The organism is Streptomyces sp. KR80 (assembly GCF_052245555.1).
Classification (GTDB): Bacteria; Actinomycetota; Actinomycetes; order Streptomycetales; family Streptomycetaceae; genus Streptomyces.
This window is the reverse complement of the sequence record NZ_JBQQCD010000003.1, coordinates 273,345-285,394: the sequence shown is the minus strand read 5'-3', so window position 1 is coordinate 285,394 and position 12,050 is coordinate 273,345. Positions and strand designations below refer to the sequence as shown.

Here is a 12,050-nt window from a genome sequence, read left to right as displayed (position 1 = left end):
GTGAAACATGAGCCGCGCCGCTGTGTGTGTCTGTGCGGCGGCGCCGGGTGGTTGTTTCACGTGAAACATGAGCGGTCGGCTACGACGGTCGGAACTTGGCCGTCGTCGCAGCCGCGATGGCGTACAGCACGGCCACCGTCACGACCAGGGTGGCCGATCGGCCGTCCGGCGGGAGCATCAGGGCCGCCACCGCCGCCGCGCCGACGAAGGCCACGTTGAACAGCACGTCGTAGAGGGCGAAGACCCGTCCCCGGAAGGCGTCGTCCACCGTTGCCTGGATCACCGTATCCGTCGTGATCTTCACTGCCTGGGTCGTCAAGCCGAGCAGGAAGGCGGCGCCGAGCATGGGCACACGCTCGAAGGGCAGGCCGAGGCCGGGCGCCAGCAGGGCGGCGGCCGCCATGCACGCGATCAGCCAGCCGAACTCCCCGAGCCTGTCGACTGCCCAGGGGGTGACGACCGCAGCAGCGAAGAACCCCCCAGCCGAGAGGGCGACCGCGATACCGAGCAGGGCGAGCCCCTCGGACTCGGTCTCCGACCATGCGTACCGGCACAGCATCAGTACGGTCACGGTCAGCGCGCCGTAGCAGAACCGCGCCAGCGTCATCGTGGCCAGTACGACCGTCGCCGGGCGGCGCTCGGCGAGGTGGCGCAGGCCCTCCACGAGCCCTCGTACGGTGCCTGCGAGGGCCGCTGTCAGCCGGGGCTGCAGCAGCTCGGGATCCGGTCCCAGCAGTTCGCGCCCCATCCGGAGCGAGGCGAGAGCCGCGCTCAGATACAGTGCGGCCCCCAGCATGACGGTCACCGCGTCGGAGTCGAGGCCGGCGAGGCGTACCGCGAAGGCCAGCCCGCCGCCCGCGGTTGCGGCCAGTGTTCCCGCCGTAGGGGAGAGCGAATTCGCCATGACCAACCGGTCCCGGTCCACCACGCGCGGCAGGGCGGCGGACAGGCCCGCCAACACGAACCGGTTGACGGCCGTGACCGAGAGAGCGGAGGCGTAGAAGAGCCAGTCCGGTACCTCGGCCACGAGGAGCAGGGCCGTACCGCAGGCGAGTACGGAGCGGAGGAGATTGCCGTACAGCAGAACCTGGCGGCGGCGCCAGCGGTCGAGGAAGACACCGGCGAACGGCCCGAGCAAGGAGTACGGCAGGAGGAGTACGGCCATGGCTGAGGCGATGGCGGTCGCCGAGGTCTCTCTCTCTGGTGAGAAGACGACGTAGGTGGCGAGCGCGACCTGGTAGGCCCCGTCGGCGCCCTGGGAGAGGAGCCGCACGGCCAGCAGTCGACGGAAGTCGCGCAGCCCCAGCAGCACGCGCAGGTCACGCACAACAGCCATGGCGCACAGCCTCACACACGGCACGGGTCCCCGGCGGGATTGCCGGGGACCCGTGATCAGGAGCCGCAGGGCAGCGCCTCGTCGACGCCGTGCCGCGTCGGGTCAGCGCTCGACCTCGCCCCTGATGAACTTCTCGACGTTCTCCCGCGCCTCGTCGTCGAAGTACTGCACCGGCGGCGACTTCATGAAGTACGAGGAAGCGGACAGGATCGGCCCGCCGATGCCGCGGTCCTTGGCGATCTTCGCAGCGCGCAGGGCGTCGATGATGACGCCGGCCGAGTTGGGGGAGTCCCAGACCTCGAGCTTGTACTCCAGGTTCAGCGGGGCGTCACCGAACGCCCTGCCCTCGAGCCGTACGTAGGCCCACTTGCGGTCGTCCAGCCAGGCCACGTAGTCCGACGGGCCGATGTGCACGTTCTGCTCGCCCAGGTCGCGGTCCGGGATCTGCGAGGTCACGGCCTGAGTCTTGGAGATCTTCTTGGATTCCAGGCGCTCACGCTCGAGCATGTTCTTGAAGTCCATGTTGCCGCCGACGTTGAGCTGCATCGTGCGGTCCAGGATGACGCCCCGGTCCTCGAACAGCTTGGCCATCACGCGGTGCGTGATCGTGGCGCCGACCTGCGACTTGATGTCGTCACCGACGATCGGCACGCCCGCCTCGGTGAACTTGTCCGCCCACTCCTTCGTACCGGCGATGAAGACCGGGAGAGCGTTGACGAAAGCCACCTTGGCGTCGATCGCGCACTGGGCGTAGAACTTCGCCGCCTCCTCGGAGCCGACCGGCAGGTAGCAGATGAGGACGTCGACCTGCTGGTCCTTGAGGACCTGGACGACGTCGACCGGGGCCTCGGAGGACTCCTCGATGGTCTGGAGGTAGTACTTGCCCAGGCCGTCGAGGGTGTGGCCGCGCTGCACGGTGACGCCCGTGGACGGCACGTCGCAGATCTTGATGGTGTTGTTCTCGCTGGCTCCGATGGCGTCCGCGAGATCCAGACCAACCTTCTTCGCGTCGACGTCGAAGGCGGCCACGAACTCGACGTCCCGCACGTGATAGTCGCCGAACTGCACGTGCATCAGACCCGGCACGCGGCTGTCCGGGTCGGCGTCCTTGTAGTACTCGACGCCCTGCACCAGCGATGCGGCGCAGTTGCCCACGCCGACGATGGCTACGCGAACCGAACCCATTCCGGTTGCTCCCTGTGTGTACTCGACGAAGCCCTGCCGGATGCAGGACCTCATGTGGCGGTGTCGTCGGACGGATCCGGCCGGGAACTACCCCGGTTCCGGGGCAGGCCGCCCGTGCTCCCTGTCTGGTCCTGAGATTCCTGCGATGTGCGCCGCTCAGGAGGCGCGGATACCTCTTCCGAGGCGGACCCGGGCGCGGATCGACGCTGATCACGCCCCGCCCGCTCGCTCTCGATCAGCTCGTTGAGCCAGCGGACCTCGCGCTCCACGGACTCCATGCCGTGGCGCTGCAGCTCGAGGGTGTAGTCGTCCAGCCGCTCCCGCGTACGGGCCAGAGAGGCGCGCATCTTCTCGAGGCGCTCCTCCAGCCGGCTGCGGCGCCCCTCCAGCACCCGCATCCGTACGTCCCGCGACGTCTGGCCGAAGAAGGCGAAGCGGACTCCGAAGTGCTCGTCCTCCCACGCATCCGGGCCCGAGTGGGCGAGCAGCTCTTCGAAGCGCTCCTTGCCCTCCGCGGTCAGCCGGTAGACGATCTTCGCCCGGCGTCCGGCCAGCGATGCGGCGAGGGCATCCTCCGGTGCGCTGCCGGGCTCCTCGATCAACCAGCCGTTCGAGACCAGCGTCTTGAGGCAGGGATAGAGGCTGCCGTAGCTGAACGCACGGAAGACCCCCAGTGAGGTGTTGAGCCGCTTGCGCAGCTCGTAACCGTGCATGGGGGACTCACGCAGCAGGCCGAGGACGGCGAACTCGAGGATGCCGGAACGTCTGCTCATGCACCGCCTCCCGTCTCCCGCACCCGTCTCCCGCACCTGTCTATGCCGAGCTGATGTATCGGCTCGATACATCCAGACGATAGAACGGCCGCCCTGCTGCGACAAGTGGGGCCACAGTGACCGGCATCACATCTCTGATTCATCGCAATCAACTTGACTGATTTGAGGTGAAGATACGGGCTGATCTGGTTTTGGCCGTGCGTAGTCTGTGCGCCATGGAGACAACCGGGAACCACACGGCACCATGGGGCGTCCTCGTCTTCGGTGTAGTGCGGTCTGCCGTCCATGGAGGCAGATCCGTACTCGGGGGGGACCGGACGTCATCTGTCGCATCCAGGCGATAGCGCCTGCCCGAGGAGTAGCTGTTCCATGAGCGAGCACCGTCGCAAGCCACCGCAGTCGCCAGGCGGTGGACGCGCCGCGGCACGGCGCGGAGCGCAGCCGCCGCCGTCCGGCCGTCGAGCCGCCCCCCGCCGAGGAGCCACGGGATCCGCCGCCGGGGCGTACGGCGAGGCGCGACCCTACGGCGGCCGCGCGGAGGCTCGCCGGGCCGCCCAGCGGGCCGGCGGGGGCGGTGGACGACGACGGGCGGCCGTCGGCCACGAAGGCGGCGGACGGGGTCGCCGCGCCGCACCGCGCGAGCCGGACAGACACCGCCTCATCGACTACCCGCGCTCGGGGTACGTAGGGCTGCGACGCTGGGTGCCGTCGTGGAAGCAGGTCCTCGGGACCTGCATCGGCTTCTTCGGCCTGATCATGCTTGCCTCCAGCGCCGCGCTGGCGTTCGTGGTGGAGGTGCCCAATCCCAACGCGGCGGCCAAATCCGAGAGCAATGTCTTCTACTGGAGCGACGAGACGCAGATGGCGTCGACCGGTGGAGACGTGAACCGGCAGATCGTCCCGCTCAGTGAGATCCCCAAGTCGATGCAGGACGCCGTGATCGCGGCCGAGAACGCCACGTTCTACGAGGACGCCGGTGTCGATCCCATGGGTATCGCTCGCGCCCTGTTCAACATGGCGCGGGGAGGCAATACCCAGAGTGGCTCCACGATCACCCAGCAGTACGTCAAGAACGCCATGCTGAGCCAGGAGCAGACCCTGACCCGTAAGGTCAGGGAGCTGTTCATCTCGATCAAGGTCGGCGCGATCGAGGACAAGGACACCATCCTCGCGGGATATCTCAACACCGCCTATTACGGACGAGGCGCCTACGGAATCCAGGCCGCGGCGCAGGCGTACTTCGGCAAGGACTCCGCCGACCTGAACCCCAGCGAGAGCGCCTTCCTGTCTTCGGTTCTCAACGGACCGAACCTCTATGACCCGGCAGGCGGCATCGGTGACAACGCCACCAAGGAACTGAACACCGAGCGTGCCACGGAGCGCTGGGCCTGGACCCTTAACCGCGAAGTGCAGGTCGGCCGCATGGAGGCGGCCCAGCGCAACACTCTCCTCCAGAAGGGGTTCCCGGAGACGATCGACCCCAAGACCGCCAAGGGCCTCTCCGGCCAGATCGGTTACCTCGTCGAGACGGCTCAGAAGTACGTCCTCAAGAAGGCGAACATCACGCCGGACGAATTGTCCCAAGGCGGCTATCAGATCTACACGACCTTCGACAGGAAAAAGGTCGAGGCGCTTAAGAAGTCCGTCGAGGCGTCCGAAAAGACCTACCTCAACCCAAAGAAGCGCGACAAGGACAAGAACGTCCAGTTCGGTGGTGCGTCTGTCGAGCCCCACACCGGCAAGATCGTGGCACTTTACGGCGGCGAGGGGTACGACAAGAACCACTTCAGCAACAACGCCGACACCTCCGGTGTCCCGGTCGGCTCCACGTGGAAGCCGTACGTGTTGGCCGCCGCGATGCATTACGGCACTCACAAGAGCGGCGGTCAGGGAATCTCCCCGCTCAGCAAGTACAACGGCAACGACCTGGTCGTGATCAAAGACCGGACCGGGCAGCCCATGCCCGGACCGGGCGGGGAACCCTTCCGGCAGAAGAACGAAGGCAAGAAGGCCTGGGGTTACATCACGCTCGAAAAGGCGATGGAGCAGTCGATCAACTCGCCCTTCGCGCAGCTGGGCGTCGACGTCGGCCTGGGCAACGTCAAGCAGATCGCCATGGACACGGGCATCCTCGAGGAGAGCATGGACCGGTCCAATGTGTCCTTCTCGCTCGGTACCTCCACCCCCAGCGCGATCCGCATGGCGGACTCGTACGCCACCTTCGCCGCCTCCGGCGTCCATCGCGACCCGTACTCGGTGGTGAAGGTCAAAAAGGCCGGGGTGGAAAAGCCGGGCTTCGGTCAGCCAAAGCCCGAACAGGCCCTGGAGAACAACGTCGCCAACAACGTGACCAAGGTGCTGGAGAACGTCATCGAGAACGGCACCGCCCAGAAGGCGAAGGCGCTGGGCCGCTTCGCCGCGGGCAAGACCGGTACCACCGACAAGAACAAGTCGGCCTGGTTCGTGGGCTACACCAAGCAGCTCTCGACGTCGGTCGCCATGTTCCGCACGGATCCCAAGGCCAAAAAACTGCTCTCCATGAACGGCACGGGTGGCTTCGACTCCATCCACGGTGGTGCGATCCCGACGGAGATCTGGACCGACTACATGAGGGCGGCCCTCAAGGGCGAGCAGAACAAGCCCTTCCCGGAGGCGGAACCCATCGGCGAAAAGGTCGACCAGGACGGTGCCCCGAGCCCGACCCCGACCCCGTCGGACACCCCCTCGGCTACGCCCTCCGAGAGTCCGTCCGAGTCGCCCAGCGGCACGCCGTCCCTCCCACCGACCCCGACCGACACGTGCAACGTCGTCGACCCCACGTGCCAGTCCAACGGTGGCACGAGCGACGGCGGTACGAATGGCGGCACGGACGCCGGATCCAGCGGTTCGCCAACCCCGCCGGGCGGAAACGGCGGCAATTCGAACAACGGCGGGATCTTCGGCGGCCCGACCAGCCGCAAGGACTGATCCTGTCCCTGCCTCCGCGGTACGACACAGCCCCTGCCCGGTCCCGACCGGGCGGGGGCTCCGTCGTAGCCGCCCGTAGTGCAGGATGTGGCCCATGACGAGCGTGCACGAGGAGCGGCACTGGGAGCCCGCGGGCCCCGTACGGCCGACCGTCCAGGACGAGGTGGCCGCGGCGGGCAGCGAACTGATCGGTGGCCCGGTCGGCCGCCGGGCCCTGCTCGGGGTGAGCTGGTGGACCCCGGTGCGGATCATCGCGCTCGTCGCGCTCGGGATGTTCGCCCTGGGCATGGTGCAGAAGCTGCCGTGCTACAACGGCGGCTGGTTCTTCGGAGCCACCAGCCAGTACACGCACGCGTGCTACTCCGACATCCCGCACCTCTTCAACGCCCGCGGCTTCGCCGCCGGCCTGGTCCCGTACTTCGACCGGATCCCCGGCGACATGGAGTACCTGGAGTACCCGGTCCTCACCGGCCTCTTCATGGAGTCCGCCTCCTGGCTCACCCCGAAGGGCGGGAGCATCCAGGACCGCGAGCAGATCTACTGGCTCGTCAACGCGGGCATGCTGATGATCTGCGCCGTCGTCATCGCCGTCTGCGTCGCCCGTACGAACCGGCGCCGGCCCTGGGACGCGCTGCTCGTCGCGCTCGCGCCCGCCTTCGCCCTGACCGCCACCATCAACTGGGACCTGCTCGCCGTCTCGCTGACCGCGGCCGCGATGCTGATGTGGTCGCGCAGCAGGCCGCTCGCCGCGGGCGTTCTGATCGGCCTGGCGACGGCCGCCAAGCTCTATCCCGTACTGCTGCTCGGCCCGCTGTTCGTGCTCTGCCTGCGGGCGGGGCGCTGGCGGGAGTGGGGCAAGGCCGTGGCGGGGGCTGCCGTCTCCTGGTTCGTGGTGAATCTTCCCGTCATGGCGCTCGCGCCGGAGGGGTGGAAGAAGTTCTACACCTTCAGCCAGGAGCGCCCGGTCGACTTCGGTTCGTTCTGGCTGATCATCTCCCAGCGCACGGGCGACCCTCTGGACGGCGCGAACGCGTGGGCCACGGCGCTCACGTTGCTGCTGTGCACCGGTATCGCCGCCCTCGCGCTCTACGCGCCGCGCCGCCCGCGCTTCGCCCAGCTGGCCTTCCTGGTCGTCGCCGTGTTCATCCTCGTCAACAAGGTCTACTCACCCCAGTACGTGCTGTGGCTGATCCCGCTGGCCGCACTGGCCCGGCCGCGGTGGCGCGACTTCCTGGTCTGGCAGGCCTGCGAAGTCATGTACTTCATCGGCATCTGGATGTACCTCGCCTACACCTCGAGCGGCGACAAGCACCACGGCCTTCCGCCCGACGGCTACCAACTCGCGATCCTGCTGCATCTGCTGGCCACGCTGTACCTGTGCGCCGTCGTCGTCCGCGATGCCCTGCTGCCTGAGCGGGACGTCGTACGGCGCGACGGCTCGGACGATCCGTCCGGCGGCGTCCTGGACGGTGCCCCGGACGTCTTCGTCCTCGGCCACCACCGGGAGCGGCGGCACGCGGCGCACTACGAGGGGACGTACGTGCAATGGGGAGCCCGGACGAGCCGATCGGTGCCGTCGCCGTCTGTGGAGTGACGCCGCGAACCGATCTCTGTCCACTCTGGCTTGCTCGAGGCCTGGAGCGCGGGAGCGAAGCTGAACGTACTGCGGTAGCCGCAGGCACACATGAAAGGGCCCGAAGTCGCAAGCCGAAGTTGCGGCTTCGGGCCCGGCTCACGGACCGACCTCCCACGAGGAGGCCTGTGGCACTTCAGTGGTCGACCACCCGGTCGACCTGGGTCGTCGTGTGCCGGAGGTGGGCCACCAGTTCCTCGCCCACCTTCGGCTCCGGTGCGTCCACCGGCACGAACAGGATGGAGACCTGCATGTGCGGCGGCTCGGCGAACCAGCGCTGCTTGCCCGCCCAGACGAAGGGCGAGAGATTGCGGTTGACCGTGGCCAGGCCGGCCCGGGCCACCCCCTTGGCGCGTGGCATGACGCCGTGGAGAGCCTTCGGGGCCTCCAGGCCCACGCCATGCGAGGTGCCGCCCGCGACGACGACCAGATAGCCGTCGGAGGCGGCCTTCTGCTGGCGGTAGCCGAAGCGGTCGCCCTTGACGACGCGGGTGACGTCCAGGACCGCGCCGCGGTATTCGGTGGCCTCGTGGTCGCCGAGCCACAGCCGGGTGCCGATACGGGCCCGGAAGCGGGTCTGCGGGAACTGCTGCTGAAGGCGGGCGAGTTCATCGGCCCCGAGGTGGCTGACGAACATCGTGTGCAGCGGCAGCCGGGCAGCGCGGAGCCGGTCCATCCATGTGATGACCTCCTCGACCGCGTCCGAGCCGTCGGTGCGGTCCAGCGGCAGGTGGATGGCGAAACCCTCCAGCCGCACGTCCTCGATGGCGGCATGCAGCATCGGCAGATCCTGCTCCCGCACACCGTGCCGCTTCATGCTGCTCATGACCTCGATCACGACGCGCGCCCCGACCAGGCCGTGCACGCCTTCGACGGAGGAGACCGAACGGATCACCCGGTCGGGCAACGGTACGGGCTCCTCGCCGCGCCGGAAGGGCGTGAGGACCAGCAGGTCGCCGCCGAAGAAGTCCTTCATTCTGGCGGCCTCGTACGTGGTCCCGACCGCGAGGATGTCGGACCCCATGCGGATGACCTCTTCGGCCAGGCGCTCGTGGCCGAAGCCGTAACCATTGCCCTTGCAGACCGGGACGATCCCCGGGAACTGCTGGACCACCGCCTGCTGATGCGCCCGCCAGCGAGCGGTGTCGACGTAGAGGGTGAGCGCCATGGCCGGTCCGGAACCTCTCTCGTGTCTGCGGTGTATAGGAGATATGAAGCAGAAAACGTGGGCGACAGGGAAGACGGCGTCGGTGACGACGGCCCCGGCGGGGACCTCACCGGGACCGTCAGCGCCGGGACATGTAGATGTCGAGTGCCTTGTGCAGCAGCTTGTTCAGCGGGAAGTCCCACTCGCCGAGGTATTCGGCGGCCTGGCCACCGGTGCCGACCTTGAATTGAATCAGGCCGAAGAGGTGATCGGTCTCGTCGAGGGAGTCGCTGATGCCGCGCAGGTCGTAGACGCTCGCACCGAGCGCGTAGGCGTCCCGCAGCATGCGCCACTGCATCGCGTTCGAGGGCCGGACCTCGCGCTTGTGGTTGGCGGAGGCTCCGTAGGAGTACCAGACATGTCCGCCCACGATCAGCATGGTCGCGGCGGCCACGGCCTCACCCTCGTGCGTGGCGAAGTAGAGCCGCATCCGGTTGCGGTCCTCGGCGTTGAGGGCCTTCCACATCCGCTGGAAGTACGCGAGCGGCCGGGGCCGGAAGTGGTCGCGCTCCGCGGTGATCTCGTACAACCGCTGCCATTCGGCGAGATCGTCGTAACCGCCCTGGACCACCTCGACGCCGGCCTTCTCCGCCTTCTTGATGTTGCGGCGCCACAGCTGGTTGAAGCCCTTGTGGACGTCCTCGAGCGAGCGGTTCTCCAGCGGCACCTGGAAGACGTAGCGCGGCTGGACGTCTCCGAAGCCCGCGCCCCCGTCCTCACCCTGCTGCCAGCCCATACGGCGCAGCCGGTCGGCGACCTCAAAGGCCCGCGGCTCGATGTGGTTCGCCTCCACATCGCGAAGCCGCTTCACATCCGGGTTCTGGATGCCCGACTTGATCGCGGCGGCGTCCCACCGCCGGATGACAACAGGCGGCCCCATCTTCACGGAGAAAGCACCCTGCTGCTTGAGATGGGCGAGCATCGGCTGCAGCCAGTCCTCGAGGTTCGGCGAGAACCAGTTGATCACCGGGCCCTCAGGGAGATACGCCAGATACCGCTTGATCTTGGGCAGCTGCCGGTACAGAACCAGGCCCACGCCCACGAGTTCGTCGTTCGTGTCGAACCAGCCCAAGTTCTCGGAGCGCCACTCGGCCTTGACATCGGCCCAGGCCGGGACCTGCATGTGGCTCGCCGAGGGCAGGCTCTGGATGTACGCCAGATGCTGCTCACGACTGATCGTCCTCAGGGTCAGGCTCATGCGGGGCGCTCCTCGGCAGGTGTGTCCCCGGGGTCGGGGCTCCGGCTCTCGCCGGGAAGCCTACTGCGCCATGCGCAGTGGCCTCGGCGAGACGGGCCTCTCGACCGCCGAGCCCCACCCGGCCCCGCGAACCGGGCCCGCCCTGCGCCGCTAGCCGAGCACGCTTCCGAAGAGCCCGCCGTGTGCCATGCCCAGATAGAAGCCGACCGCGGCAGCGCCGAGGCCGATGATCAGCAGGAAGCGCTCGCTGGTGGTGGCCGAGATCATCTGACCCCAGGCACCGGAGGCGATGCCCACGAGACCGGTCCAGGAGCTGATCAGGTGGAGGCTGTGGAACTGTGCCGTGATGAACGCGACCGCGCCGAGTACCAGAGTCGCCGCGACAAGACTGTTCTCAACGGGGTGAGCCTTGCCGTCGCTGTTGAGGACGGAGGTCAAGAGGGAGAAGGGACGGGGACCATGGCGTTGTCGAGCTGGTTGCGCCATAGGGGCACCTCCTGGCGAAAGGCGGCGCACTGTAGCGCCGCACACACCCGATGTGTACAGATTGCGGCCATCCGAGGCCGGATTTCAACCGGAAGGCACAGGGCGGGTACTGTTTACCGTCTGCAGCGGTGTCTGCCCAGGCCGGCCGGGTCCTCTCCCGGGACACGACCGCACTGTCAGTGGCAGCCGATACCGTTGCTACGCATCACGACCCTCCTGCCACGGAAAGACCGTGGCCGCTGAGTCCAGAGGAGGTGGGTTCCACATGCGTCACTACGAGGTGATGGTCATCCTCGACCCCGATCTCGAGGAGCGCGCTGTCTCCCCGCTGATCGAGAACTTCCTGTCCGTCGTCCGCGAGGGCAACGGCAAGGTGGAGAAGGTCGACACCTGGGGCCGTCGTCGTCTTTCGTACGAGATCAACAAGAAGCCAGAGGGCATCTACTCGGTCATCGACCTGCAGGCCGAGCCTGCGGTCGTCAAGGAGCTCGACCGCCAGATGAACCTGAACGAGTCGGTCCTCCGGACCAAGGTCCTCCGCCCCGAGACCCACTGAACCCGACCTGAGCGTTCAGCGGTAACCGGGTTCGAGTAGCAAGCAGCCAGCAGCACACCCGCCGAGAGGTTCACCCATGGCAGGCGAGACCGTCATCACGGTCGTCGGCAATCTCGTCGACGACCCCGAGCTGCGCTTCACCCCGTCCGGTGCGGCGGTCGCGAAGTTCCGTGTCGCGTCCACCCCCCGCACCTTCGATCGCCAGACCAACGAGTGGAAGGACGGCGAGAGCCTCTTCCTCACGTGCTCGGTGTGGCGCCAGGCGGCGGAGAACGTCGCCGAGTCGCTCCAGCGCGGCATGCGCGTCATCGTGCAGGGCCGGCTGAAGCAGCGGTCCTACGAGGACCGGGAGGGCGTCAAGCGCACGGTCTACGAGCTGGATGTCGACGAAGTCGGCGCCAGCCTGCGCAATGCCACGGCCAAGGTCACCAAGACCACCGGTCGCGGCGGCCAGAGCGGTTACGGCGGTGGCGGCCAGGGCGGCGGTGGCTGGGGCGGTGGCCCCGGTGGTGGCCAGCAGGGCGGCGGCGGGGCTCCCGCCGACGACCCCTGGGCGACCAACGCGCCGGCCGGCGGCCAGCAGGGCGGCGGTAGCTGGGGCGGCGGCTCCGGCTCCGGCTCCGGCGGCGGCTACTCGGACGAGCCGCCCTTCTAGACCGCGCCCGCGGTCCGGTCAGGGCGACCAGCACAAACTTCTTGATCACACTGG

Annotated in this window: 10 protein-coding genes; 4 read left to right on the top strand and 6 right to left on the bottom strand. The window is 67.9% G+C overall.

The window, feature by feature from the left end; genetic code table 11:
- Window positions 1–79 precede the first annotated feature (79 nt).
- From ACTWQI_RS06745 to ACTWQI_RS06735, 3 genes are all read right to left on the bottom strand, one after another.
- Complete coding sequence (locus tag ACTWQI_RS06745) at window positions 80–1,336, bottom strand: MFS transporter (RefSeq protein WP_443268360.1); 1,257 nt, start codon at window positions 1,334–1,336, stop codon at window positions 80–82.
- Window positions 1,337–1,438: 102 nt separating this feature from the next.
- Window positions 1,439–2,521, bottom strand: a complete 1,083-nt coding sequence (locus tag ACTWQI_RS06740) for an inositol-3-phosphate synthase (RefSeq protein ID WP_443268358.1) — start codon at window positions 2,519–2,521, stop codon at window positions 1,439–1,441.
- A 50-nt stretch (window positions 2,522–2,571) separates the two neighbouring features.
- Complete coding sequence (locus tag ACTWQI_RS06735) at window positions 2,572–3,294, bottom strand: helix-turn-helix transcriptional regulator (RefSeq protein WP_443268356.1); 723 nt, start codon at window positions 3,292–3,294, stop codon at window positions 2,572–2,574.
- 369 nt (window positions 3,295–3,663) lie between these two features.
- On the opposite strand from ACTWQI_RS06735, the gene ACTWQI_RS06730 reads away from it, so the two are divergent.
- Both ACTWQI_RS06730 and ACTWQI_RS06725 read left to right on the top strand, forming a co-directional pair.
- Complete coding sequence (locus ACTWQI_RS06730) at window positions 3,664–6,261, top strand: transglycosylase domain-containing protein (RefSeq protein ID WP_443268354.1); 2,598 nt, start codon at window positions 3,664–3,666, stop codon at window positions 6,259–6,261.
- A gap of 94 nt (window positions 6,262–6,355) precedes the next feature.
- A complete protein-coding gene (locus ACTWQI_RS06725; protein ID WP_443268352.1) occupies window positions 6,356–7,855 on the top strand; it encodes a glycosyltransferase family 87 protein in 1,500 nt (499 codons plus the stop codon).
- 175 nt (window positions 7,856–8,030) lie between these two features.
- Here ACTWQI_RS06725 and ACTWQI_RS06720 read toward each other — a convergent pair whose 3' ends face one another.
- The 3 genes from ACTWQI_RS06720 to ACTWQI_RS06710 form a co-directional block, all read right to left on the bottom strand.
- On the bottom strand, window positions 8,031–9,062 hold the full coding sequence (locus tag ACTWQI_RS06720) for an alanine racemase (RefSeq protein ID WP_443268350.1): 1,032 nt from the start codon (window positions 9,060–9,062) through the stop codon (window positions 8,031–8,033).
- 118 nt (window positions 9,063–9,180) lie between these two features.
- Window positions 9,181–10,299, bottom strand: a complete 1,119-nt coding sequence (locus ACTWQI_RS06715; protein WP_443268348.1) for a lipid II:glycine glycyltransferase FemX — start codon at window positions 10,297–10,299, stop codon at window positions 9,181–9,183.
- Window positions 10,300–10,449: 150 nt separating this feature from the next.
- Window positions 10,450–10,785, bottom strand: a complete 336-nt coding sequence (locus tag ACTWQI_RS06710) for a hypothetical protein (RefSeq protein WP_443268346.1) — start codon at window positions 10,783–10,785, stop codon at window positions 10,450–10,452.
- A gap of 265 nt (window positions 10,786–11,050) precedes the next feature.
- On the opposite strand from ACTWQI_RS06710, the gene rpsF reads away from it, so the two are divergent.
- Both rpsF and ACTWQI_RS06700 read left to right on the top strand, forming a co-directional pair.
- On the top strand, window positions 11,051–11,341 hold the full coding sequence (gene rpsF, locus ACTWQI_RS06705) for a 30S ribosomal protein S6 (RefSeq protein WP_003978891.1): 291 nt from the start codon (window positions 11,051–11,053) through the stop codon (window positions 11,339–11,341).
- Window positions 11,342–11,417: 76 nt separating this feature from the next.
- Window positions 11,418–11,996 (top strand): single-stranded DNA-binding protein, encoded by a 579-nt coding sequence (locus tag ACTWQI_RS06700; RefSeq protein ID WP_443268344.1) that lies wholly within the window; start codon window positions 11,418–11,420, stop codon window positions 11,994–11,996.
- Window positions 11,997–12,050: the final 54 nt, after the last annotated feature.

Excerpts from the sequence above, each read along its gene's own strand:
- ACTWQI_RS06745 (WP_443268360.1), bottom strand. The coding sequence starts at position 1,336 with ATGGCTGTTGTGCGTGACCTGCGCGTGCTGCTGGGGCTGCGCGACTTC.
- ACTWQI_RS06735 (WP_443268356.1), bottom strand. The coding sequence starts at position 3,294 with ATGAGCAGACGTTCCGGCATCCTCGAGTTCGCCGTCCTCGGCCTGCTG.
- ACTWQI_RS06740 (WP_443268358.1), bottom strand. The coding sequence starts at position 2,521 with ATGGGTTCGGTTCGCGTAGCCATCGTCGGCGTGGGCAACTGCGCCGCA.
- rpsF (WP_003978891.1), top strand. The coding sequence starts at position 11,051 with ATGCGTCACTACGAGGTGATGGTCATCCTCGACCCCGATCTCGAGGAG.
- ACTWQI_RS06730 (WP_443268354.1), top strand. The coding sequence starts at position 3,664 with ATGAGCGAGCACCGTCGCAAGCCACCGCAGTCGCCAGGCGGTGGACGC.
- ACTWQI_RS06725 (WP_443268352.1), top strand. The coding sequence starts at position 6,356 with ATGACGAGCGTGCACGAGGAGCGGCACTGGGAGCCCGCGGGCCCCGTA.
- ACTWQI_RS06715 (WP_443268348.1), bottom strand. The coding sequence starts at position 10,299 with ATGAGCCTGACCCTGAGGACGATCAGTCGTGAGCAGCATCTGGCGTAC.
- ACTWQI_RS06720 (WP_443268350.1), bottom strand. The coding sequence starts at position 9,062 with ATGGCGCTCACCCTCTACGTCGACACCGCTCGCTGGCGGGCGCATCAG.
- ACTWQI_RS06710 (WP_443268346.1), bottom strand. The coding sequence starts at position 10,785 with ATGGCGCAACCAGCTCGACAACGCCATGGTCCCCGTCCCTTCTCCCTC.
- ACTWQI_RS06700 (WP_443268344.1), top strand. The coding sequence starts at position 11,418 with ATGGCAGGCGAGACCGTCATCACGGTCGTCGGCAATCTCGTCGACGAC.